At 57.9% G+C, this 23,742-nt stretch carries 24 protein-coding genes; 13 read left to right on the top strand and 11 right to left on the bottom strand.

The window, feature by feature from the left end; genetic code table 11:
- The first annotated feature begins 126 nt into the window (after window positions 1-126).
- On the top strand, window positions 127-672 hold the full coding sequence (locus tag NA78x_RS12540) for a GlcG/HbpS family heme-binding protein (protein WP_425618793.1): 546 nt from the start codon (window positions 127-129) through the stop codon (window positions 670-672).
- A 105-nt stretch (window positions 673-777) separates the two neighbouring features.
- Here NA78x_RS12540 and NA78x_RS12545 read toward each other — a convergent pair whose 3' ends face one another.
- Window positions 778-1,308: a hypothetical protein gene (locus NA78x_RS12545; protein ID WP_425618794.1), complete on the bottom strand. Its 531-nt coding sequence runs from the start codon at window positions 1,306-1,308 to the stop codon at window positions 778-780.
- Window positions 1,309-1,433: 125 nt separating this feature from the next.
- Here NA78x_RS12545 and NA78x_RS12550 point away from each other — a divergent pair, with 125 nt between their 5' ends.
- The 6 genes from NA78x_RS12550 (at window position 1,434) to NA78x_RS12575 (ending at window position 8,043) form a co-directional block, all read left to right on the top strand.
- A complete protein-coding gene (locus NA78x_RS12550) occupies window positions 1,434-3,032 on the top strand; it encodes an HsdM family class I SAM-dependent methyltransferase (protein ID WP_425618795.1) in 1,599 nt (532 codons plus the stop codon).
- An 85-nt stretch (window positions 3,033-3,117) separates the two neighbouring features.
- Window positions 3,118-5,427: a dienelactone hydrolase family protein gene (locus tag NA78x_RS12555; protein ID WP_425618796.1), complete on the top strand. Its 2,310-nt coding sequence runs from the start codon at window positions 3,118-3,120 to the stop codon at window positions 5,425-5,427.
- A 20-nt stretch (window positions 5,428-5,447) separates the two neighbouring features.
- Window positions 5,448-5,795, top strand: a complete 348-nt coding sequence (locus NA78x_RS12560; protein ID WP_425618797.1) for a hypothetical protein — start codon at window positions 5,448-5,450, stop codon at window positions 5,793-5,795.
- A 36-nt stretch (window positions 5,796-5,831) separates the two neighbouring features.
- The gene (locus NA78x_RS12565) at window positions 5,832-6,197 is read left to right on the top strand and encodes a hypothetical protein (protein ID WP_425618798.1); all 366 of its coding nucleotides are present in this window, start codon (window positions 5,832-5,834) and stop codon (window positions 6,195-6,197) included.
- 128 nt (window positions 6,198-6,325) lie between these two features.
- Complete coding sequence (locus tag NA78x_RS12570) at window positions 6,326-7,075, top strand: metallophosphoesterase family protein (RefSeq protein WP_425618799.1); 750 nt, start codon at window positions 6,326-6,328, stop codon at window positions 7,073-7,075.
- A gap of 656 nt (window positions 7,076-7,731) precedes the next feature.
- Window positions 7,732-8,043, top strand: a complete 312-nt coding sequence (locus NA78x_RS12575; RefSeq protein WP_425618800.1) for a hypothetical protein — start codon at window positions 7,732-7,734, stop codon at window positions 8,041-8,043.
- A 7-nt stretch (window positions 8,044-8,050) separates the two neighbouring features.
- On the opposite strand, the gene NA78x_RS12580 is transcribed toward NA78x_RS12575, so the two are convergent.
- Window positions 8,051-9,022, bottom strand: a complete 972-nt coding sequence (locus NA78x_RS12580) for a DUF1559 domain-containing protein (RefSeq protein WP_425618801.1) — start codon at window positions 9,020-9,022, stop codon at window positions 8,051-8,053.
- 193 nt (window positions 9,023-9,215) lie between these two features.
- Window positions 9,216-9,632, bottom strand: a complete 417-nt coding sequence (locus tag NA78x_RS12585) for a hypothetical protein (RefSeq protein ID WP_425618802.1) — start codon at window positions 9,630-9,632, stop codon at window positions 9,216-9,218.
- Between the two features lie 345 nt (window positions 9,633-9,977).
- Between NA78x_RS12585 and NA78x_RS12590 the strand changes: the two genes are divergently transcribed.
- The 3 genes from NA78x_RS12590 to NA78x_RS12600 all read left to right on the top strand — a co-directional run bounded on the left by NA78x_RS12590 (window position 9,978) and on the right by NA78x_RS12600 (window position 14,336).
- A complete protein-coding gene (locus NA78x_RS12590; RefSeq protein WP_425618803.1) occupies window positions 9,978-11,549 on the top strand; it encodes a PQQ-binding-like beta-propeller repeat protein in 1,572 nt (523 codons plus the stop codon).
- 126 nt (window positions 11,550-11,675) lie between these two features.
- Window positions 11,676-13,232, top strand: coding sequence for an SHD1 domain-containing protein (locus tag NA78x_RS12595; RefSeq protein WP_425618804.1), 1,557 nt, complete (start codon window positions 11,676-11,678; stop codon window positions 13,230-13,232).
- 39 nt (window positions 13,233-13,271) lie between these two features.
- A complete protein-coding gene (locus NA78x_RS12600; protein WP_425618805.1) occupies window positions 13,272-14,336 on the top strand; it encodes an SHD1 domain-containing protein in 1,065 nt (354 codons plus the stop codon).
- Window positions 14,337-14,351: 15 nt separating this feature from the next.
- On the opposite strand, the gene NA78x_RS12605 is transcribed toward NA78x_RS12600, so the two are convergent.
- From NA78x_RS12605 to tsaB, 4 genes are all read right to left on the bottom strand, one after another.
- Entirely contained in the window at window positions 14,352-14,693 is a 342-nt protein-coding gene (locus NA78x_RS12605) for a DUF4190 domain-containing protein (protein ID WP_425618806.1), read from the bottom strand.
- A gap of 54 nt (window positions 14,694-14,747) precedes the next feature.
- On the bottom strand, window positions 14,748-15,107 hold the full coding sequence (locus NA78x_RS12610; RefSeq protein WP_425618807.1) for an HPF/RaiA family ribosome-associated protein: 360 nt from the start codon (window positions 15,105-15,107) through the stop codon (window positions 14,748-14,750).
- A gap of 83 nt (window positions 15,108-15,190) precedes the next feature.
- On the bottom strand, window positions 15,191-15,595 hold the full coding sequence (locus tag NA78x_RS12615; protein WP_425618808.1) for a bifunctional nuclease family protein: 405 nt from the start codon (window positions 15,593-15,595) through the stop codon (window positions 15,191-15,193).
- Window positions 15,596-15,734: 139 nt separating this feature from the next.
- On the bottom strand, window positions 15,735-16,427 hold the full coding sequence (gene tsaB, locus NA78x_RS12620) for a tRNA (adenosine(37)-N6)-threonylcarbamoyltransferase complex dimerization subunit type 1 TsaB (protein WP_425618809.1): 693 nt from the start codon (window positions 16,425-16,427) through the stop codon (window positions 15,735-15,737).
- 284 nt (window positions 16,428-16,711) lie between these two features.
- Here tsaB and NA78x_RS12625 point away from each other — a divergent pair, with 284 nt between their 5' ends.
- The gene (locus NA78x_RS12625) at window positions 16,712-17,464 is read left to right on the top strand and encodes a metallophosphoesterase family protein (RefSeq protein WP_425618810.1); all 753 of its coding nucleotides are present in this window, start codon (window positions 16,712-16,714) and stop codon (window positions 17,462-17,464) included.
- Between the two features lie 10 nt (window positions 17,465-17,474).
- Here the strand turns inward: NA78x_RS12625 and NA78x_RS12630 are convergent, their stop codons facing one another.
- Window positions 17,475-18,119 (bottom strand): Uma2 family endonuclease, encoded by a 645-nt coding sequence (locus NA78x_RS12630; protein ID WP_425618811.1) that lies wholly within the window; start codon window positions 18,117-18,119, stop codon window positions 17,475-17,477.
- A 55-nt stretch (window positions 18,120-18,174) separates the two neighbouring features.
- The gene (locus NA78x_RS12635) at window positions 18,175-19,269 is read right to left on the bottom strand and encodes a serine hydrolase domain-containing protein (RefSeq protein ID WP_425618812.1); all 1,095 of its coding nucleotides are present in this window, start codon (window positions 19,267-19,269) and stop codon (window positions 18,175-18,177) included.
- Between the two features lie 493 nt (window positions 19,270-19,762).
- Between NA78x_RS12635 and NA78x_RS12640 the strand changes: the two genes are divergently transcribed.
- Window positions 19,763-22,186, top strand: a complete 2,424-nt coding sequence (locus tag NA78x_RS12640) for a hypothetical protein (RefSeq protein ID WP_425618813.1) — start codon at window positions 19,763-19,765, stop codon at window positions 22,184-22,186.
- A gap of 83 nt (window positions 22,187-22,269) precedes the next feature.
- Window positions 22,270-22,611, top strand: coding sequence for a (2Fe-2S) ferredoxin domain-containing protein (locus tag NA78x_RS12645; protein ID WP_425618814.1), 342 nt, complete (start codon window positions 22,270-22,272; stop codon window positions 22,609-22,611).
- Between the two features lies 1 nt (window position 22,612).
- Here the strand turns inward: NA78x_RS12645 and NA78x_RS12650 are convergent, their stop codons facing one another.
- Both NA78x_RS12650 and NA78x_RS12655 read right to left on the bottom strand, forming a co-directional pair.
- A complete protein-coding gene (locus NA78x_RS12650) occupies window positions 22,613-22,846 on the bottom strand; it encodes a hypothetical protein (RefSeq protein ID WP_425618815.1) in 234 nt (77 codons plus the stop codon).
- Complete coding sequence (locus NA78x_RS12655) at window positions 22,843-23,736, bottom strand: radical SAM protein (RefSeq protein ID WP_425618816.1); 894 nt, start codon at window positions 23,734-23,736, stop codon at window positions 22,843-22,845. Before NA78x_RS12655 ends, NA78x_RS12650 begins: the two co-directional genes overlap by 4 nt.
- Window positions 23,737-23,742: the final 6 nt, after the last annotated feature.

The following is a 23,742-nucleotide window of genomic DNA, read 5'->3' on the forward strand; positions in this document are numbered from 1 at the left end:
AGCGCCCAAACGTATCAAGAGTTGCCGCTTCGGGGAAGGTAGGCCCTTACGGCAGGCGGAGACAAAAGAGATCGCTACAATCGGGCACCATCGGTTTCGCTCTCCCGTTTTGGAAAGTCCAGAATCATGTGCAGTTCACTTCGCCTGGCGTTTGCGTGTCTCTCATTGTGGATGCTAGCGGCTTCGGTCTCTCCGTTGGTTGCGCAAACCAAAAGCGGCGAAGCGCTTGTCACCAGCGGTCATTTCAAATTGACACTCGCCGGGGCGGAGAAAATTCTGGCCGCTGCCAAGGTCAAGGCTGAGGAACTGAAGTTGAAGGTGAACATTGCTGTCGCTGACGACGGAGGGCATTTGATTGCCTTCAATCGCATGGACGGCGCTCGGCCCGCCAGTTTGTACACGGCCATCACGAAGGCAACCGCCTCGGCCACATTGCGTGCGCCGACCGGGCCACTTCCGCCAGGCGTGAAAGAGCTCGACGTGTGGCTGAACCTGAGCGTACAGATTGCCGCTGGTCAAAGCGGCGGCAAGTTCACGACGCTCAAGGGCGGCGTGCCGGTTATTGTCGATGGCCAAGTGATTGGCGCGGTTGGTGTTGGCGGCGGCACCGGCGAGCACGATGCGGAGATTGCCACTGCGGGCATCGAAGCGCTGCTCAAGGAGTTGAAGTAGCTTCAGCGAACTAAAACGCCACCGCCCCTGCGGCGGTGGTTTATTGGCTTATGCACTAGGCTTGGCAACACTTACCGGAACAGGGGAGTACCTTGTTGCTGGCGACTAAGAAATTGTCGCTAACTCGCCCGAGATCGCTTCCTCACCCAGTACGGGTTCTTGCGCTTCGAGTTGCAGCTGACCCGCGAAGTATTTCAGCTTCGTTTCGGCCTGATCGGACTTGCCGGCCGCTTCGGCGGCGCGTTTGAGCGCGCCCATCTTGGCTTGCAGTTTGGGGTCGGAGTTGATGATCTGTTCGAGCACGGCTGCTGCATCGGAGTCGCCAGAAACCGACACCTTGCCATCGGCAGCGATGCTCAGGGTAAGTTCGCCATCGAGTTGCAGGCCCATCGATTGCAACTTGGCTTGCAGACCGCTTTGCAGTTGGTCGATCAAGGCGAGCATGCCGTCAGCATTGCCCGGTTGTTTGACGCCGTCCTCGATTTTCTTCGCGTCCTCTTCTTCGTCGTCGGTTGCCAGCATCTTGGCAAACTGGCCGCTCAGATCGGCTGCGCTCTGCGTGATTCGATTCACGACACCCGCGCCCACTTCGGCGGCGGTTTTGGCGAACGGCAGAAAAGAGAGAGGCGAAGTCATACGGAAGGTATCGTCGCCGGCCGACAACCCATTTGAGTGAATATTTCGAACTCGCAAGTTACTTTCGAGCAGGCTTACCCAGCTTCTCTTGCTGTCATCGGCTGCTGGCACGTACAAGTCGCCACATGCCTCGCCCTTTTTCCGCACCCGAACATGAGCCCGCCCTTTCGCGAGCAGATCGCCGCGCGCGGGGCGTCTTCTATACGCCTGTCGAAGTGGCAGAGTGGATCACCCAAGCCGCTTACGGCCCGCTGGTACGAGTTTGGAATGGTGAGTCCTCGCCGCCTCGGATGATTGATCCAGCCTGTGGCGGCGGAGTCTTCTTGGCCGCTGCGGCCCGGCTATTGCGAGAACGCTGCGCTCAGCTGGGTTGGAGCGAAGCTCAGACTCGCAAAGCTTGCAGAGGAGCAATCTTCGGTACCGACATCGATCCAGCCGCTGTGCAGACCGCTGCCCAGCAACTGCCCGAGTTGGGCGGCAATCTTCGATGCGCCGATTCGCTCGCTGATTCATCGCGAGCTCAGTTTGAGGTTGTACTCGGCAATCCACCTTATGTGAGCATTCGCGAATTAGCTCGCACACATTCCGCAGCGCAAGTTCACTCGCTCCGCGATCGCTATGAGACGGCCACCGGCAATTTTGATCTCTACGTGCTCTTCATCGAACGCGCGCTGGAACTGCTCAAGCCCAATGGCAGGCTCGGCTTCATTGTGCCGAACAAATGGGCCACCCTCGACTACGCGGCGCGGCTGCGGGAAATGTTGCTGCAGCAGACGACACTCGAACAAGTGGTGGATCTCTCGAACCTGCGCGTCTTTCCGCAGGCCAGCACTTATCCGCAAGTGCTCGTGCTGCGCAAATCTCCTGCTCCATCCAACCACGCGGTACATGTGAGCGAGGTTTGTCACTCGCTCGAATCGCCACTGTCCGAACGGTTGATCCTGCAAGAAACCCTAGCTTCGCGGGCCTTCGTCTTCGGCAGCGATCTCGCGGTGGAAGGGCGAGTTTCTACTGCACCGCTGGAGAATGTCTGCACCTTGCATAGCGGTGCGTCGGGCTACGCCGCCGAGAAGTTGTCTGCCGAGATTGGTGAGCGTGAAGGTGATACGTTGCAGCGTGGCGCAGTCGATTTCATCGTGAGTGGCAACATCGATCGTTACTCGCTGGAACTCGGCGACGTTCGCTTCTTAAAGCAACACTGGAACCGGCCCTGTTTGCGACTTGATTCACCGCAACTATCTCCCCAAAAGCAGCAGCTCTATCGCGAGCCAAAACTCGTCTTCAGTGGAATGAGCCGCCGCTTAAAATGTGCCTATGATGACCAAGGTTGTGCGCTGGGCGTGCAAGTGTACGCGGCCAACAATCTGCAACAGGATCCGTTCTATCTGCTTGGCCTGCTGAACTCAAAATTGCTCAGCTATTTGTTTCGCGAACGCTTTGCCGCGAAGCGACTGGCTGGCGGTTACTCGTCCATTAACAAAGGACAGTTGGCTCAACTGCCGATTCGCTTGATCGCTCCTCAAGAAAAATGGGCGCTGCAAGCTCAGCGAAAGATTGCCAGTTTGGCGAAGCAACTGCATTCGCAATGCACCGCGGACCTCGACGAGCAACTCGATGCTCTCGTCTACGACCTTTACGCAGTCACCACTGCCGAGCGGCAATTAGTCGAAGCCGCCCTCCGCGACCAAGCTTCTCCTGCGCCGGCCAAACGCCGCGTAGCCTGAGCCGGCCGATTCTTGCACGCGGCAGCCACGCCGATATATTCACGGCAGCCTTCCTTGCCTTGCTCCCGCCTGGAGATCTGCCGCCATGATATCGAGAACGCTGTTGTTTGCTTTGGTTGCCGGTCTCTGCTTCGTGAGTCGAGCCAGTGCCGAACCACTTCCCGGCACCAGGCCGCTGGAACTGCAAGGCGACATCGCCGAGCAAATGGTTGCAGGCATCGACCGCATGCTGCTCAATGAGTTAGCCGCTGCACCCACGCAGCGAGACAAGCTCTGGAAGCCAGATTTCGGTTCTACGGCCGCGTATCTCAAATCGATCGAACCACAGCGGAAACAGCTGGCGCACATCCTCGGGGTGCGGGATGAGCGAGTCAAGTTCGACGCCCTGGAACTGAACGCCACGACCAAGCGCGAAGCGACGATTGCCCGCGGTAAGAACTACACGATCCTCTCGGTTCGCTGGCCGGTAGTGCGCGAGATCGAAGCAGAGGGGCTGTTGCTTATTCCGACCGATGCCAAGCCTATCGCTGACGTTGTGGCCATTCCCTCTGCCGAGCAGACCCCCGAACAATTGTGCGGTCTGACGGAAGGCATTCCCCCTGCCTCACAGTTCGCACGCGTCCTCGCGCAAAGTGGTTGCCGGGTATTGGTGCCGACGATCATCAGTCGGCGGATGCAAAAGCGTTCGTTCGGCGGCGGAGATCGCGGTCCGAACCTCACCGATCGCGAATTCGTTTATCGACCTGCTTTCGAAATGGGGCGGCACATCCTTGGCTACGAAGTGCAGCAGGTCTTGGCCGCCGTCGATTGGTTCACGCGCGAAGCTGAGGCAAAAGATCCGGCCATCGGTGTCATCGGATACGGCGATGGCGGCCAACTTGCCATGTATGCCGGCGCCCTCGACGAACGCGTTGATGCCGCCTGCGTCAGCGGTTACTTCGGCCCGCGCGAAGGGATCTGGCAGGAGCCGCTCGACCGCAATGTGCAGGGGCTGCTGGAGGCGTTTGGCGATGCCGAGATTGCCAGCCTCATCCTTCCTCGTTCGCTCGTCATCGACAGCACGCCCGGACCTGCGGTGAAGTTGCCCAGCGAAGGAGGTGGCCCCGCTGATTGCAGCTTTCCCAAGCCGGAGTTGATTCAAGCCGAGATTTCCCGGCTGACTGCGATCAGCGATCGACTGCCCATTGCCCCCGCTCGTTCTGCCACGAGTAAAGTCGCCGCCTCGTCAGTATCGGGTAGCGACTTTTGCAACGAGAAGATTCTGGCGATCTTCTTGAAGCAACTCGCTCCGAACCTCTCCCTCAGCACCGACATTGCTCTGCCAGACAAAACAGGCTCTCTGCCCGATGGTGACGAGAGACAAGCTCGCCTGGTCAAGCAACTGGTCGACGATTCGCAGCAACTGTTACAAGCCAGCGCTCGCACGCGGGCAGAATATATGCGCCCGCTGTATGCCGCCAAGAACCTCGACGAATACAAAGTGACCGTCGAGAAGTTTCGGTCGCAATTTGCTGAGGAAATCATTGGCAAGTTCGACAAGCCGCTGCTCGCCGCCAATCCTCGCAGCCGCAAGACCTACGAGCACGAAAAATGGACCGGCTACGAAGTGCAACTCGATGTGTTTGACGATGTCTTTGCCTATGGCGTGCTGCTCGTCCCGAAGGATCTCAAGGCCGGTGAGCGGCGGCCGGTCGTCGTTTGCCAGCACGGTCTCGAAGGGCGACCGATCGACACCTTTCAAGGTGATCACTATGCCTATCACGACTTCGCCGCCAAGCTCTGCGAGCGCGGCTTCATCACCTTTGCTCCGCAGAACATCTACATCGGCAAGGACAAGTTCCGCACGCTGCAACGCAAGCTCAACCCGCTCGGCAAGACCCTGTTTTCGGTGATGGTTCCCCAGCATCAGCAGATCTGCAATTGGCTGAAGGAACTGCCGATGGTCGACAAGGACCGCATCGGCTTTTACGGCCTCTCGTATGGCGGCAAAAGTGCCATGCGCATTCCGCCCCTCGTGCCCGATTATTGCCTCTCCATCTGCTCCGCCGACTTCAACGAGTGGATCACCAAAAACGCCTCGACGAACCTTCCCTTCAGCTATGTTTGGACTGGCGAGTACGAAATCTTCGAGTTCGATCTGGGCAACACGTTCAACTACAGCGAAATGGCCGCGCTCATCGCCCCGCGCCCCTTCATGGTCGAACGCGGACACACCGACGGCGTCTCCACCGACGACTGGGTCGCTCACGAATATGCCAAGGTCTTCTTCCACTACAGCCATCGCCTGAAACTCGCCGATCGCTGCGAAATGGAAGTCTTCGATGGTCCCCACACCATCAACGGCAAGGGAACCTTCAGCTTTCTGCACAAGCATTTGAACTGGCCAGCGAAGTAGAAATTGGAAGACTGTTGCTGATGTTGAGTTTTGACGCCATCTTGCTGATTCTGTTGTTGATCTACGGTGCCTGGCAACTGTTCTTGTTCCTGCTCGGCTCGGCGTTCGCGGGCGGAATGGAGCCGACCAAATCGAAGCCGCTACTGCACGCGGGAATTGCCGTGGCTCTAGTCGGGCCACCGGTGTTAGCGCTGTCGTTTCTCGCCTGGGAAGCAGCCGGCAGCATGGGGTACGTGGTGTTAAGCAGAATTGCGGGAGTGATCTTCCTGGTGACGCTCGTGGGATTCATGATTGCCGGCATCACAATTGGCATCCTCAAAAGTCGCGCCGCCAAGCGTGAAGGCGATAAGCCAACGACGGAGCAGTAACCTCGCCCCCTCTGTTCAGTTTCTCGTGTGAACCGCATGGTCGAATTTCTACTTGCCACTTTGGTGCTATTGCTGCTCGCGCTGCTGTTGAGCAGTCGCCTCTTCGAACTCATCGCCTTCGTGTGGGCTTCCTATTCCGGCTTGCTCGAACCCACGAAATCGCCAGGTCTACGTCGCGCTGGTCGTGTCATTGCCATTGGTGGTCCGCTGCTGCTCGTTCTTTCCGTAGTTCTCTTTGGACTGGCTCTCGCGACGGAGGTTCACGCCTTCTACGCCGTGGCTGCTCCACTGTTTCTGATCACCCTCTTCGGAATGATTTCCTTGGGAGTTGGAATGAGCCTGTGGAAGGCTTGCGTGGCAACTTCGACAACCGAGGCCACGAAGCCCGACGACAAGGACTAACTTTCCCCCAATTCCCTCTACGGCTTGCGGCTTTCTCCGCTTGTCAAACCCGGCCAACCCCGGGAAGATACAACCACTTCAAGCAGCAAGTTTTCGGCAATCCACTTTTTCAGGCGAGCGAGTAACGCGTGCGGCGGGCGATTCTCAGCGACATTCACGGCAATATCGAAGCTCTGGAAGCCGTGCTGGCCGATATCCAGACCCAAAACGTCGACGAAATTGCCTGCCTGGGAGACATCGTCGGCTACGGCCCCAATCCGCGGCAATGCGTCGACAAGGTCATGACCTTCGCCTGGTCGGTCCTCGGCAACCACGATCAGGGGGCTCTCTACGACCCCGAAGGCTTTAGCAGCGGGGCCGAACGGGCCATCTTCTGGACCCGAGATCAGCTCGAAAACTCACACGAAGACTCCGCAGCCATTGCTCGCCGTTGGGAATATCTCAGCGAACTCCCTCGCGTCAAACGCGACGGCCGCCTGATGTTCGTCCACGGTTCCGCCCGCAATCCGCTCAGCGAATATGTCTTTCCAGAAGACATCTACAATCCTCGCAAGCTGGAACGCATCTTCGCCCTGATCGAGCGGTTTTGCTTCCAGGGGCACACGCACGTCCCCGGTGTCTTCACCGAGGATGGAAAATTCCTCAGCCCGACCGAAATCAACAACAAGTACCTGCTGGCCGGCACCAAGGCCATGTTCAATGTCGGCAGCGTTGGTCAGCCTCGCGATGGCGACCCACGAGCCTCGTACGTCATTCAAACCGACGCCCACGTCGAGTTCCACCGCGTCCCCTACGCCGTCGAAAAGACGATTGAGAAGATCAAAGCCGTCCCCGAACTCGATCCCTTCCTCGGCGACCGCCTCCGCGACGGCAAGTAACCGCCCGCGCCTTCTTGGCCCTCTCTGGCGGCCAAGAAACTTTCTCGTTTGCACCAACTTGTCCAACAATTGACCCCATTGTTGGACACCAACCTGCAGCCAAACCCGAGAGTTGCGCTAGTTGCTGTCCAACAAATGGCCCGATTGTTGGACACCCCCCTTTTGCGGTTTGCGCGTGCTGGTTAAGCGAATCCGCTGCTCTTGCTCAACCGAAACGTCCCCCTACTTTCCAGGTTTTTGGACGGGCACTCATCCCGAACTTGCTCGGCAACTCGCTGCGAGCACAGACTTTACCGCCTCGCGTGAGATTTCGTTGCTCGCTCCAATTGTCCAATAACCCCGCAGGTTCTTTACCGCGAAGCGGTTGAACAACCTGGCCCAGGGTCGCGGTACTCCGCACACCCTGGGTATCGAACCAACGGAAGAATCCAGCCTTGAAAGGGCGACACTAACTTGCGCGTCGGTAACGCTTACGCTTGCCCAACCAATTTGTCGAAGAACATGCTGAGATTATGGCAATGTAGTGATCGGTTGTAAAGTGTCTGTTTTGAATGTTGTGAGTATGTTGGATTGTTTCTTCCCCGCCTGAGTGAACCAGTCCCAAGTATCGGGTACTCTTCTTTCTCGGGGCCTGTGGCCTTTGGAAAGGACAAAACGTGAGTGCATCCATCTATTTCAATCGTGATGGCGGACGACAGTGCATTTTCCTGGCGGGAAGTAGCGAAATTGAGAACCGTTGGCTGCCGATCATCCAGAACCATCAGCTGGGTTGTCTTGAAGTAGTCTTCTCTGCCGGGATATCGATTGATGCCGGGGTACACGCGCAATTGCTACACGAACTTGCTGTTATTCAGCGAGAGCTAGAAGCCGCGCTTCCCTTCGAAGGGGTTGTGTCTCGCATTCATCGGCTGCTGGAGTTTCTCCGCAGCAACGAACCGAATGAGGCCTTGGGCTTGTATATCGGCTGATTAGCAACTACGGCGCTGCAACCGATTCGCCACCGGCAGCGGTCGACATGGCGCGCCAGGTGGCAAGGTCGACGTTCTGCGGAATGAACCGCACCGAGCCATCGCACAGCACACCTTGCACACCGCCGGGATGCCGGCTGCGTGCGGAAAAACGCCCGGGAGCGGCGGTGCTGCTCACATCGCAAGGCAAGTTCATCTTGGGCTCGTTGTTGCAGTAGCCAGCGGTGTAGATGCGGTCGGGGACAGTAGAGTTGGGGGCCTCATAGGCAGTGAAGCCGGCGGCATCGCCCCACCAGGTGAAGCCGCGTAAGTCGCTCTTCTTGCCTTGCAGCACCTCGGCCGCCATCAGTGTGTTCGACAAGCCATCGGGAATGTCGGAGAACTTTTGGCCATTCATGCGTTGTCCCACAGCTGTGGACTTCGCTTGACCAAAGGGAGCCTGATCAAAGGTCACTGTCGTGCTGGGGTAGGTGGCCTGCGAGTAGGTGGTGTTACCCCAGTTCACGGCATAGTTGTGATTCGTAATCGGGGCAATCGGTGCGTTGTTCGTATCACTGGGGCAAGTGAACGCGGCGAAGCGTCGCCCCGAGACATTCGTCGTGTTGGGTGCGGCGGCGTAGCGTGGGAACGCTGTGCCCACTTGTGCTGCGGGTCCATCGCCGTAAACGGTATCGCTCCCTCCCCAGTTCTGCCACAGACTATAGGCTGCCGTTTGTTCGACATACGGCAGCACCAGCACCTGCCACGTTCCCCAGCAACAGCCGTACGGGCCCATGCCCGGTGGCAGGGAGTTGTAGGTGTCGTGCCGATTGTGCATGGCGAGGCCAATCTGCTTGAGATTGTTGGCACATTGTGTCCGCCGGGCAGCTTCGCGCGCTGCCTGCACCGCAGGCAGCAGCAGGGCCACCAAGACGCCAATGATGGCAATCACCACCAGCAACTCGACCAGGGTAAAACCCCGACGTTGATTCGTAACCATGAGAAGTCTCCACGAATGATGACAAGAAAGGGATCTCGAATGGACAAACACGCACCAGCGTGTAACCGGACAAGATTGAAATACGTGGAGAGGAGGACGATCGCCGCCGAAGCAGGTTGATGCCTGCTGGCGGGTGTAGCGCGCTTGTGGGAGGGTTCAGGCGTGCCGCGCGGGAGGGGCGAAGGACAGTTTTTTAGGGAATCGTTACATTAAACTCCGCAGGCTTACCGGAGCCCACTTCGTGGGTTAGCTTCGACTGAGTGTTGAATTCTGCTGGGATTTGATCCTTGTTGGACTTCTCGATCGCCGCCGATTCGCCGGGCATGGCCGGCGCTGGCTGCGCAGAGAGAACTGAGCTTACGCGGGCCGTATAGACACCGGGCAACAAGCCCTTCGCGGCAGGAATCGAGTAAGCGCCGTCGACAATCGAGGCACCGCCGCGCTCCCCTTCTGGCGAAGTGAACTCAATGGACCCCGTCTTGAGCGGTTGACCTTGAAACGTCACCTTTCCGGAGACCCCGTGGCGTCCGCCACTTGCGCCGCCATCGCAGCCACAAAACAGTACGAAGAGCGTGCTCGCAATTGCGAGCTGCCTACAGTGCAACATCATGAAATGTGCCAAAGAAAAAGTAATGGGTTGAAACTCAATACCAAAACTTGCTCAGGGCCGCCTACCGTGGTCAATGATTCGCATTGTGCGAACGAGGCAATAAAAGTCAATCTAATTCTGTGCATTTCAAATAGTTTGTTCTCTAATGAGACCCTAACGGGTGGTTGGAGTGCTCCGGCGAGAGGATTTTCTTAGGTAGCAGGCAGCGCGTGCTGCCCGTGTACCAATTCGCCTCCTAACTACCGAGCCAGCTTCGAAATCTCACCCTGTTCGCAACTTCGTGGCCAGCGAGGTGTTTCATGGCTGGAAGTATCTTTTCACCTGAGGCGGCGAATGGAGTGTGTTATGCGGTTTCGCATGCTGGCAGTGGCAGGTTTGGCAGTCATCAGTGGTCAAGGACTCGCGCAAGCCGAGAATTGGCCGCAGTTTCGGGGGCCGACCGGTGCCGGGATCGTGAACGAACAAAAGCTCGCCACGGAGTGGGGCAACGACAAGAACGTCGCCTGGAAGGTGGAAGTCCCCGGCGCTGCTTGGTCGCAGCCTGTGGTCTGGGGTGACAAAATCTTTGTGACGACGGCAGTCACCGAGAATCAAACCAAACCCAAAGCTGGTAGTGGTGGTGGATTTGGTGGCGGTGGCTTCGGCGGTGGTCGCCCTGGTGGCGGCAGGCCTCCCGGCGGTGCGCCCTCGGGTGAAGCCAAAAAGGGTGAGGATGCTCCTCGCACCAAAACTGATAACGACGACGAGCCACGGCAACCTCCGCGCACTGGCGGCGATCGGTCGGGCGGAGACCGCCCGGGCCAGCCTGGTGGATTCGGCGGTCGCCCAAGTTCGGGTCGTCCGGGAGGCTTTGGTGGAGGTGGCTTCGGCGGCGGTGGTCGCGGCGGCAGTGCACCCAACGCAGTCTACAGTTGGAAGGTTCTTTGTCTCGATCGAGCAACGGGCAAAGTACTGTGGGAGAACCTCGCCAAGGAAGGTAAGCCCACGATCTCGATTCACAGTACCAATACCTACGCCAGCGAAACGCCCATCACCGACGGCGAACGACTGTACGCCTACTTTGGCATGACGGGCCTGTATTGCTACGACCTCGATGGCAAACTGCTGTGGAAGAAGGACATTGAATCGCATCCCATGATGAATGGCTGGGGCGCTGGTAGCTCGCCCGCTCTGGATGGCGATCGTCTATTCGTTCAATGCGACAACGAAGAGAAGTCTTATCTGGTGGCCTACGATAAAAAGACCGGCGAAGAACTGTGGCGCAAGAGCCGCGACGAACGCTCGAATTGGTCGACGCCGTTCGTGTGGAAGAACAAAGTCCGCACCGAACTGGTGACTGGCGGTGGCACAAAGATGCGTTCGTACGACCCCGCGACCGGCAAGCTGTTGTGGGAACTGGGTGGCAGTGTCAGCCGTTGCTCGGCGACACCAGTCGGCGATACCGAGTTGTTGTATGTCGGCAGCGGTGGCGGTATGGGCGGCAACGGCCCGTTGTGTGCTGTGAAGGCAGGAGCCAGCGGCGATATCACTCCCGGCGATGACGGCACTAGCGCGGGGGTCGAATGGACCGTCGAGCGAGCTGGTCCGCCGATGGCCTCCCCCCTGCTCTATCGCGGCAATCTGTACGTGCTCGATCAGCGCGGCGGCGTGATGAGTTGCTTTGATGCCAAAACCGGCAAGCAGCACTTTAAGCAGCGTCTGCCCAGTGCCAAGGGATTTACCTCATCGCCGTGGGCCGGTGACGGCAAGGTCTTCTGCCTCGACGAAAGTGGCCAAACCTTTGTGCTGGAAGCAGGTCCTGAATTAAAGGTGCTTGCCACGAATAAGCTCGACGATATGTTCTGGTCGTCCGCCGCCGTTGCTGGCGATCAATTGCTGCTGCGCGGCATTGATAAGCTCTACTGTATCAAGGAATAATTGCCGGAAAATTTGATTCTGGCGATTGAGTTTGACGGGGCGTGAAACGGGCGACTACCATAGGTGTCGCCCCCACGAAATGTTGTCTGGGGGAAGCCAGATCAACACCGTTTACCCCACTCTTGTATGGCGACGATCAAGCTCAATCGCATGGCCGCCGAAACCGGCCAGCTTCCGGCTGTATGTTTGTGTTGCGGCAAGCCAGCGGCACATCGAGTGAAGAACCAATTCTATCTTCGCTCCACCGGCATCATGATCGCAATGATGTTCCTGGGCTGGCCCTGGCGGTTGCTGTTGCTACCACAAGCCTATGAGTCGGTCACCATTTATGTGCCGATGTGCGGCACGCATCGCTACCGCCTCTCGTGGCACAACTGGATGATGATTCTGGTTGCCATTGGCGCGATCATCGTCGTCCCCCTGCTGATCGCCGGCAACTATGTCGAAAGTGACTCGGTCAAGTTTTTGGCGCAAATGCTCACGCTGGTGCTCGCTTTGGGAGTGATGGGCGCTGGCCTGGTGTTTCTGTTTTTGTGGATCACCGCGCCGCGGCTGATTGACTACTCCGGCATGGCGATCACGCTCACTTCGGTTTCCTATGACTTTGCCCAAGCGGTTCGCCCGGCAGCACCGCCGCCGATGCCAGCCTCGGCCTACGGCACATTGCCACCTCATCTAAAGCAGCAGGTTGCCAAGCCTGTCAATTGGAAGCTGTTTGGCATCATTGGGGGGAGCATCGCGGGCGGCATGGTGGTGCTGATGCTGATGTGCGCTGGGTTTGCGGCTTTCGCAGGCCGTGGTGCCGCTCGTAATGCCATAGCTCAAAACAATCACGAAGCAGAGTTTCGCCGTCAAATCGCCGAGCAAGAAGCGCAGATGGCGCGTTTTCAAGCCGAAAGCGAAGCGCGACGCAGGGCGATGCAGATACCAGGGCCTCCTTCAGCGAGTCCCACGCTGCCAGGCCCACCGTCATTACCGGGGCCTCCCGCTCCTCTGGCTCCGCCTCCAATGAATGCGCCTTCGTTCAATGAACCACCCTCGGTTCCTGCCGATCCACCGAGCATTCCGGCACCCGCCTTTGTACCGCCGGCTCCCTCGTTCGGCGAACCTCCCATGCCCCCGCTGACACCCGGGCCAAGTTCACCAATTCCCAGCGCACCCGAATCGAGCATTCCGGAACTTCGCCGCCCCGATATTGGCCGGCCCGCCACAGGGCAACCAGGGGCTGGTGGTCCGAGTATGAACGGCCCTGGTTTTCCAATCACCGATGTCAGCCAGGTGAAGCCGCGCGATCGCGTCTTTATTTTCTGGGTATCGCGGTGGTATCCGGGCTACGTGATCGAAACGAGCGCCGATCAAATCAAGGTCCACTACGACCAGCATTCCGATAGCTGGGATGCGTTCGTATCACTCGACAAGGTCCGCTCGATGCGCCCGATTCGAGCCACTCCATCCAAACCGGAAGTGGCGAAGCCGGCCGAGGCTCCCGCCGAGACAACCGTCTCCAGCAACACTCGCATCTGGACCGATTCCACCGGACAATTCACCATCGATGCCGAGTTGATTGGCTTTGAAGATGGAGCTGCTAAATTGAAGCGCAAGGACGGCAAGGTTGTGTCGTTGCCGCTCGATAAGCTCTCGGGCGCCGATCAGGCTGCCGTTCGTGCCGCGTATCCGCCATAACTACTTTTTGAGAAAGTGAACCTCACAAGGGCAATCAGGATGGGTGGCTATCCTCACAATCAGGCTGGTGGTCCTTACGGCCAGAATCCGTTCGGTCAGGGCCCTCGTACCTCGCTGAATCTGAAGCTCCCTTTGACGATCGCCGCGTGCGTGTTCGCACTCGTATTTTTGATGGTGGCCGGCATCTTCGCGTTGAATTTTGGACGACGTGCGTGGCGTGAAGTTGAAGCGGCTCAAGCGAGGGCAAAGATAGAGGCGCAAATCGCTCAGGCTGAGATCGAGCGACAAGCGCGGTGGAGCCAAATGCAGGCTGAGTCCCAAGCACGTGCCGCACAACTGCGTCAGGAGCAGGAAGCTCGAAATGCCCAGTTCGCCGCCGATCAGCAGGCGCGCATCGATCGCATGCGCAGCTTTTCCAGCGGCATACCAGCGCCGAGTTACCCGCCGCCCGCGTACACTCCTCCACCTATCTACACACCACCACCCTTTACGCCCCCGGTTTCAACGTACGTTCCACCTCCTAGCTTTTCGCCTCCTCCTGCTTTCAATCCTGTTGCTCCTCCCACAACTACCCGAGTCGAGGCACCACCGCCTGGCTTTCCCGCGACCGATATGTCGCAGCTCCGAGCCAAAGACCTGGTTTATGTGCTGTCGAACAAAACCTGGTATCCGGCCGTGGTTTTGCTTAAGCGAGGCGTACTGACGAGAATTCGCTACTCGACCAACGGCAATATCGAAATCGTGTCACTCGACCGGATTCGCTTGGAAAAAGATCCCAACGCCAAAAGCGTGAATGGAGTACCGGCGGCACTGCGACCCGTGGAAGAAGATGGTGACGAAGCGGCGTTCACCGCCAAGCCCGACAACACGGGTGAAGGTGGTGCGCCCATGAATGCGGTCACCTCAGAGACACCCGTCGCGGCAGATTCAAAGTTGCGTACTTGGACCGATTCCACGGGTCAATTCAAAATCGATGCCGAGCTGATCGGTTTTGTGTTTGACCAGGTGCAGTTGCGGCGGGCCGATGGCAAGGTCGTCAACATGCCCATCGACAAACTTTCGGCGGACGACCAAGCGATCGTCCGCGAAAAGTATCCGCAGTAGTTTGCAGCTTGGCAGTTATCGATTGCTAGAGGCAATTCCGCCGATGATGGCGATTGCCATCAAAATGGCACCGATCGTCGACAGCACGCCGCAAACGATGCCAATCCAGGCGTGAACAGAGCCTTTGACCTCTGGCTGGCGGGCTCGCTTTTGCAAGCCCATGATTCCCAGCACGATCGAGACAATGCCCACCGGCAAGCCAACGAAGCAGCAAAGCAGCGACACAATTCCGATGTAGTACGCCAGCAGCGCCGGCATGTTCTTGTACGGAATTACTCCGCCCGTCGCATCTCCTTCGCCACGGGGACCTGGTTGCGGCCCACCGGGCGACTGGGGCGATTGATAAGGGTTCGACATAGATATTCGTCAGGCAGGTGGCACGAAGTAATTGATCAAGCACAGCGACGGAGTTTACACTTCGCCAACGTCCGGCAAAGTCGGATGCCGCTTTGCGTCACGCATTTTTTCAATGCGACTATCGAGCGTGAGAATGAGAGCATCCAATGCGGCACCAACAGCCGTTTTGACGTTATCGGCGGTCTTCGAAACGACAATCGGGTCGAGGCCGGACCAGCGTGCTTCCAGCTTGCATTGCTTGTCGCTTTGATCGTTCTGAGCTGGCTTGTGGCTGTTCAAATCGGACAGATAAACTTCGACGCGCGTGAGTTGGGGCTGAAAGCGTTCGAGCGTGCCGCCCACTTCGGTTTTGACCCAATCCTGCAGCGACGCTCCACCCATGATGTGATTGTCGGTGTGAACTTGAACGAGCATGCTAGAAATCTCCGGAGAAGGAATGATCGTTGCTGTGAATGTCCCAGGTGGCAAGGCGCAGGTGTTGCAGATTGTGTGCCCGATCAGCTGCCGATGCTTTCGTCCAGCACTTCTTCGGCGACATAAATGGGAAGTGGCGGTTCGCACGCAAACGCCACGGCAATGGCATCACTGGGGCGGGAATCGATTTCGATGATTTCACCCTCCCGTTTCACGCGCACGCGCGCAAAATAAATGTGATCGCGCAGTTCGCTGATCACAATGCTATCGAGTTCGCCCCCCATCGCTTCGATCGCGCCCACGAGCAATTCGTGGGTGCGCGGACGAGGTGAGCGGATCCGCTTGACGCCGCTATTGATCGACTGCGCCTCGAACAGGCCGATAAGGATCGGAAATTGCCGTTCGCCATCGACCTCTTTCAGATAGATGAATTGTTGCTCGTTAATCTCGCTAATGATGATTCGCGACAACTGCATTTGCACGGGCATAGACGGTCATCCGACGGAACAAATCTGGAGTGCTGTGGCCTGAAGGCGTTGCTACTAGTTTAACACGTGCCGCCCGGTGAGAGGGCGATGACCTGCAGATTGAAGAAGGCCGCTGGCTGACGAAAGCTGTCGTCTCTTTCTAGTGAGCCTCTGTCCGCTTCTCTTCCGCATAACTGACACGTAGATAGTGCGGGGCGAGTGACCACAGTTCATCTGCACCGCCAGCAAGGTTGGCCAAATGGGCTAAGTGTCCAATGGTCGCTGCCTGCGCGTGCCATGTGCTTGGATCGCTGCAAACCACATTTGCAGGGACACGATTGTGCAGCTTATTCAGGGCGGGGCCCGCCACGATCGGATTTGCATCCGCTGGGGCGCTGGCCAAGGAATCGAGCCAGCTTTGAGCCGCAATAATGGTATCGGCCGCTTGTCGTTGCCATCGGCCACTGCTCGTCCGATACGTCGCCAGGAACAGCTCTTTTCGCTGCGCATCCAACACAACGTGCAAAGTGCAGTCGCTGGTTGGAACCTGAGCGGCAATGGCATCCAGTGTGTTCACGCCAATCAGTTTGGCTCCCCAGGCAAAGGCAAGCGTCTTGGCAGTGGTCACACCGACTCGGAGGCCCGTAAACGAGCCGGGACCACTGGCCACCGTGACCAGACTGATTTTCGGCTTATCCGCCGCTTCCCACAAATCGTGAATGGCAGTGGTTAACGTGCGTGCCGACCGCGACTCAAGCGGAAGTTGCTGCTGGCTGCGGATTTCCCCATCGCTCAACAAGGCGACTGATCCAGCCGTTGCGACCGTTTCGAGCGCTAGTGTCCAAACCGTCATTCAAGCAAGCTTTCAAGAAAATCGAGGGAAATCAGGCAACCAGAGGGGAAGATGAAGCGATAATTCATTTAGCTCTCGTCAGGAACGAGGCCGCTGCCTGGCTCTCGTCCGACGGAGGGGGGATTATCGCAGATATTGACCAAAGTCTAAGGTAGTCTTAGACTTGCTGGCGCTGTGTTCGCATTGTTCCAACATTGTTTTCCTTCACACTCATCCTCATTCACTCCGCCCAGCCGCCGCGGAACGTTTGAGAACCGTCGTCAGGCTCAAAAAGGTTTATCCGCGTGAAGCGTGCTCTGATCAGCGATATTCACGGCAACTTGGAGGCGCTGCGCGTCGTCCTCGCCGATATCCGTGACCAGGGCGTCAAAGAAATTTACTGCCTGGGCGACATTGTCGGCTATGGGCCGAACCCCTGCGAGTGCCTGGACGAAGTGATTGAGAATTGCGAAGCCACGATTCTCGGCAATCACGATCAGGCGACGCTCTTCGATCCTGATGGCTTCAATCCGGTTGCTCAGCGGGCCATCTACTGGACGCGCGAACAACTGGAGGATGGCCCGGGAACTCCTTCGCAGCGCAATCGCCGCTGGGACTTTCTTGGTGAGTTGCATCGCACCTTGTCGGACGGCGACTTCCTATTCGTGCATGGTTCGCCCCGCGAGCCTACGAACGAGTATGTTTTTCCGGAAGACATCTACAACCAGCGCAAAATGGACGCGCTCTTCAACCGCATTCAAAAATACTGCCTGCAAGGCCACACGCACTTGCCCGGCGTCTTTACGCCCGACTATCGCTTTATCACGCCCGAAGAGTGCAACAACTCGTATCGGCTGAGCAGCGACAAAGCGATGGTGAACGTCGGCAGCGTCGGTCAGCCTCGCGATGGCGATCCTCGCGCTTGCTATGTGATTCTGGAAGACACCAACATCACCTATCGCCGGCTGGAATATCCCGTCGAGACCACTCGCGGCAAGATCTACGATATTCCGCAACTCGACAACATGCTCGGCGACCGCCTGGTAACGGGACGGTAGTGAGCTCTCGTCAGTACGGGCGATTGGTCTCGTCGAATGGCGGCGCTTTCAGCTCGCCAGGTGGATCTTCCACAATTGGCGGAAAATCGACATCCAGATAGATCTCGCTGAGGGGCAGTTGCAAGTCCAGTGAGGCGAGGTGCAATTTGTCGGCGGCATGATCCGCGACATTTAGCTTCCACGAGCCATCATTTTCTCGCAAGAATCGCTCGACGAGCGGTTTGTGCTGCGAAACGAGCACGTACTCTTGGAGCGACTCGAGCTGCCGATAATTCTCAAACTTCTTGCCACGATCGAAATGTTCAGTTGAGGGTGATAAGACTTCAACAATGAGCGTAGCGTTTGTTAATGTGTCTGCACGCTCATCAAGAAACTTGGCCTCACCACACACCACTGTTACATCGGGATAGGTGTAGAAGGACTGTGGATTGACCTGAAGTCGAAGGTCCGATGAGAACGTCTCACAGCGGCGGAGATGTTTGCGAAAATGATTCTCGAACGCGACGAGCATATTTCTCGCGATGCGGTTGTGATTCTTCGTGCCGCCTGCCATGGCGAACATTTCGCCCCGGTAATACTGAAATCGTTCGCTAGCGACGCGATCGAGTTCCAAGTACTCAGATGGCGTAATACGACGTGTAGGTGCTGCTGACATCTGATCACCTTTCCCTATTCAACAGACTAGATCAGATGCCTGCGTGCGGCAACCTCTACAGCTTCTTCCCCGCGGCGTCCGTTCCATAGAGCAATCTCGCGAGGAACTCGCGGTCGCTCCACTCGGTGGCATCTCGGCCGCCCAGCGCTTCGAGAATCCCGCCTGCCTGGCGCACGACGACGATTTTCAACTGCCGGCTAATGTACAGCCGCTGATTGCCGGCTCCGGCCGCCTGTACCAAATCGGGAACTCGCAGCGGATGATCTTCCCCCTTCTTGGCTGCGCGAGCGAGCGCCGGGAACAAAGCGGCCCGCTGATTATTGGCAGCGCCGACGAGCCACCAAGTTAGCCCATAAGCGGGATTCGCTTTGGCGGGAATGAAGCACTCGTCGAGCAGCTTCTGATCAACAATTTGCTTATCATCCCATTTGCCGCCATTGCGAACCAGTTCGCCGAACTTGGCCCACTCAGTGGCGGTGAGATGGGCTCCTGAAGGCAAGTGCGGCATGCCATCGGTGCCCTTGCGCCAGCTGCCTACGTGCAAATCGATGGGCTGGAAAATCCGCCGCTGCAGGTAGTCGAGCGGGCTCTCGTCTTTGTCCTTCAGCTTCCGCCGCATCACTTCGCCGAAGGTTTGAAACGGCGCGGGACCGTACTGAAACCGTTGGCCCGGTTCGAAGCGAACGGTCGTTTGAATCGCATCGGCAAAGGTCGGCACGCGGGCAATTTGCCCACTGCTCATGCCACTGGTCAGGCTGAGCAACTGACGAAGTGTGATGTCCTTTTTGGCGTCGTCGTCTTTCCATTCGGTGATTGTCTCGCTGATCTTTTCGTCCCACGACTTGATCAGGCCGTCGTGGATCGCCGCTGCCGCCATCACGCCGTTAAAGCTCTTGGTGCCACTCGCCAGTTCATGGGCCCGTTCCTTGCCACCGCCGTTGGCATAGTCGGCAAAGACCTCCTTACCATCCACGCGCACCAGTACGCTCAAGCCCTTGCGGGTGGCGCTATACTCGGCCGCCAGCTTGTGGTGCGCAGCATTCGCTGGATCAGCCACGGGGTCCTCAGCCATCAGCGCACGTCCCATCAGATTGCCTAACAGTGTCGCCAGCACGAAAGCGAAGGAACGCCCGAGATAAGACTTGTACATCGTTTGCCTGCTCAATCAATCGCGTGGTTTGAACTTGCATCTCAACTCGCCGTCGTTGCTTGCCCACAAACTCTAACCGCTGGTGGCCCGCAGAGTTTCGGCCAACGTCGCAATGGATACAAGCAGGCCGAGCGGCAGAAGCCGGTTTCGCGGGCTTTCGTCGCACTCCAGGTAGATTCGCTTTGCAACTCAAATTCGCGACAACCTGTTATCAACTTGATATCGTTTTTCGGAAAGCCCGTTTTGGCTCTCGCTGTTACCAAGACACGTCGAAAAAGAGAAGTGAGCCTACACATCGATTGTTTTGAATCGAGCTAAGTACAAACGGCATTTACCTTTTCGCGCCGAACTGCACAATTGCCAGCGGGTCACTGCTCGAAACGGCACTCCGGCGGGCTGGCCTGCAACATGCCAAGGCTTACAAATTGCTTTCGTTGCAACCACGTGGTCGAATGACAAGAGGTTGCACGAGGTTTTCTCACGGGAGGATGACATGACTGTTCATCCGGCGGTACGAGGTGTGTGGTCCTTTCTGGTCGGCTTGGTGGTGGTCGGCGGCTCCGGCTCCGTCTTCGCTCAAGACGATCTCCCTCCGGCCATCGACAGCGAAGGCGTCGAGACGCTCACCCGCGGTCCGGTACACGAGGCCTTCGCCAGCCCCACGGCGGTTGATCCCGCGCCCGGCTTGATCATTGGCAAGCAGCCGCCGGCAGACATTAAGGAAGTTCCCCCGGAGTATCAGCCCGAGGGGGACAATGTTCAATGGTTCCCCGGCTATTGGTCGTGGGACGAAGATCGCGACGACTTCATCTGGATCAGTGGTGTCTGGCGCGATCCGCCGCCGGGCCGTCGTTGGGTCCCAGGCTATTGGGCCGAAGTGATGGGTGGATTTCAATGGGTCGCCGGCTTCTGGATTGCCGAGCAAGTCGAAGAGATGGAATATCTCAAGCCGCCGCCGGAATCACTCGAACAGGGCCCGTCGGTCGTCTCGCCCGGCGACAATTACTTCTACATTCCCGGCTCTTGGGCCTATGTTAACAACGACTATCGCTGGTCGGCTGGCTACTGGGCACCTTATCGCGAAGAGTGGGTGTACGTTCAGCCTCAGTGGGTCTGGACACCCCGCGGCTGCATCTACGTGGCCGGCTACTACGACTATCGCCTTCCTCGCCGTGGTCAGATTTTCGCGCCGGTTTATTTCAACCCGGTCGTCTATCACCGCCCTGCTTATTTCTACACGCCTCGCTGCGTGATCAACACCAGCAACCTGTTCGTACACCTATGGGTTCGCAATGCCAATTGCCATTACTACTTTGGCAACTACTACGGACCGACCTACGCGAATCGTCAATTCACCCCTTGGTGCAACTACAACAGCCGACCACGTTGCTACGATCCGCTGTTGTCGTATTGCAACGTGCATTATCGCGGTCAAGGTGTGAACTATTCGAACCGCATGCAGAGTTGGCACAAGCACTACGACAACCATGCCAACGATCGGCCGTCGATGACCTGGAAAGATCAGGTTGCGCGTCACAGTCGCGATCGCGATTTCCACACCCGTCCCGCGTACCTCGCGCAGGATTTGAAAGACGTCGTTCGCACTCCCGACAAGCATTGGAAGAAGCAAGATCTTGCCCAGAAGGACTTCAACAAGGGCTCGATCGAGCAGATCAAGCAACTGCACAAGATGCGGTTCGACAACGAAAAGGTAAGCCTTGTCAGCCGTGATCTGCCCGGCCGCGATGGTCCAGGCAAGGATGGCGGTCGAGACTTCCCCGGACGCGACAATCCCGGACGCGACAATCCCGGACGAGGCCCCGGTCGCGACAACGATGGCGATAACAAGAAAGGTCCCGACCTGAAGTTGCCCGGCAATGCTCGCCCCGGTGATCGCGGCAACGACAACGACAAGCCAGACATCAAGCTGCCTGGTCGCAACCCGACAGAACAATTGGCCGGTGCCAGCGACAACTTGCATGGCAAAATCAAGCTGCCGAAGTCGACGCATATTCCCAACAGGCCGAAGGTTTCGGTTCCTGAAACGCCCGACAAGACCGTCGTGTCTCGCCCCAACTTCGATCCTTCTGGCAACAAGCCGAAAATCGATCTTCCCGGCAACAAGCCGAAGATCGGTGACTTGAACGTCCCCGGTCGCAACGGCCGCGGTCCTAACAGCAAGTTGCCCGGAGTGAATCCGCCGGCCGATACCAACGTGGGCAGCTTGCCTGACGTGAAATCGACCGACTTGAATCCCCTGCCAGGACGCGATGGCGACAAGTCAAAGAAGCCAAATATCGGTGGAACATCGGCCAAGACTGACTTGCAGGAAAGGCTGAACACGATTCGCCAACAGCAACAGGATGCGGTCAATAAGGCTCGGAATCGCGGCAACGACAATCCACAACCCGGCAACACGCAGTCTGGTAACACGGGCATCGTGCCGCCCAATTTGAGCCCCACCGGTCGTACGCCAAGGATTGACACTCCGAAGGTAGATCTTCCCAAGACAGAAGTGACGCGTCCGCCACTTTCGTCGGATCGTCCGAGCTTCACTCCTCGCAGCGGCGGCGGCGGGAACACCGGCGGCAATGCCGCTCAGGATCGCGTGAAGGATTTGCAGAACCGGCTGAACAACACGAACCGCAGCGGTAACACCTCGACACCGAAGCCGAACATCACGGTGCCGAGAGTGGATCCCACTCCACGGTCCATCACGCCCAAAGTGGAGCCCCGCTCGTTCACTCCGCCGAAGGTAGAGCCGCGGATGCAAAAGCCGACGATCGAACGAACCTCGCCATCACGGCCGCCCATCAGCGTGCAGCAGCGGAACGGAGTGCCCAGTCGCCCAACTGCGCCGCCCAGCAATCCTGGCAACGGCAATAACGATAAAGGCGAGAAGAAACGCGGGCGATAGTATTTCCTCACTGCAGGCAGAGATGCCCATGCGAATCCAGCGGCCGTCCTTGTGGCGGCCGCTGTCGTTATTAAGATGCGTGGATGGCACAATTCACTCATCACATCTTCGTCTGTTGCAACCAACGCAAAAAGGATCATGCCCGCGGCTCGTGCGATCCCGATGGCGACGAAGAGCTGAAGTCGACCTTGAAGAAGGAACTGGAGAAGCGGGGTCTCAAGCCAATGGTGCGAGCCAACGAGGCGGGCTGTCTCGATCAGTGCGAACTGGGGCCGGTGATCGTGATCTATCCGCAGGCCATCTGGTACGGCGGAGTGCGGATCAAAGACGTGCCGCGAATCGTGGAAGAAACGATCGTCAACGGCCGCATCCTGCCAGACCTGCTCATCCCCGATGACAAGCTGAACAACTGCAAAAATAAGTAGGCTACGCCGCGTTCTTTCGCCCGCCGATCACTAACACGGCCCACCAGAACGCCACAAAGATCGCCGCGCAGACGAACACGATCAGGCCGCGGCGAACAGCGTACTCACCCCCGGTTAGATAAGTGCCCAGGCCAAGCACGGCACCCCAGACGAGCAGTCCGCCCATGATGAACGGGATCCAGCGTTTGAACTCGCTAGACGACTGCCGGGCTAACTTCGGGGCGGGCTTGTTCATGATTCCTTCGATGGTTTGATGGCGTCGCTGTTCGCGCCGTAGAAGGCCTGGGCGGGGATACGGGTTCGTTCCTGCACGCGCGCGACAAGTGCATCGACTTCGGCATCGGTCAGCGGCGTCACATAACTCTCGGTCGGCTTCCTCGCTACAGTATAGATCTGGATCAAGCTCAGCTTACCACCGGCCGCGGTGATCTCATTCAAGCGATCGCAGAAGGCGTCGAACTCGGCCGCTGTTGGTGGTTCGCCCGCGACTCGCATGAAGAGTGACTGAATCACCAGCGGGCGAACCTTCGCGGCGGTGGTGATGTTGTCGACAATCTGCTGCAGCGAGATCGGCGTCCGATCGATGAGCTTGAAATATGCTTCGGTCCCTGCTTCCAGCTTGGCCCAAATCTCGCCGTTGTTTTGATCGAGAATTTCCAATCCCCGCTGCACGTGTGGGCGATGAAACATGCTCGCGTTGGTGATCAGCACCAGCTTGACGTTGTCGAGACCGTGCTGCTTTTTGAGGGCGGCAGCCGCAGTGACAATCTCGTCGAAGTTGCGGTGCGTCGTTGGCTCTCCATCGCCCGAAAAGGCAATGTCATTGAGCCGGCGCAGGTGCGGGGGGGTGTGACTGAACTTCTCGGTCTCGTACAGTTCGCCGCTCGTGACCATCTTCAAAAAATGATCGAGCTCATCGAGCATGCGCGGCAGTTCGACAAAGCGGGTGTCGCTCTGCGTCGTGCGATCGACCTGGCAATAGATGCAGTCGAAGTTGCAGACCTTATCCGGGTTGAGATTCACCCCCAGCGAGATGCCACCGCTGCGACGGCTGAGCACGGGGTAGACAAACTTGCTCTCGGCAAACCGGCGTTGGTGCTGCGTATGGAGAACGTCGAGAGCCATGGACAG

Origin of the sequence: Anatilimnocola aquadivae (assembly GCF_049819085.1) — a bacterium.
Classification (GTDB): domain Bacteria; phylum Planctomycetota; class Planctomycetia; order Pirellulales; family Pirellulaceae; genus Anatilimnocola.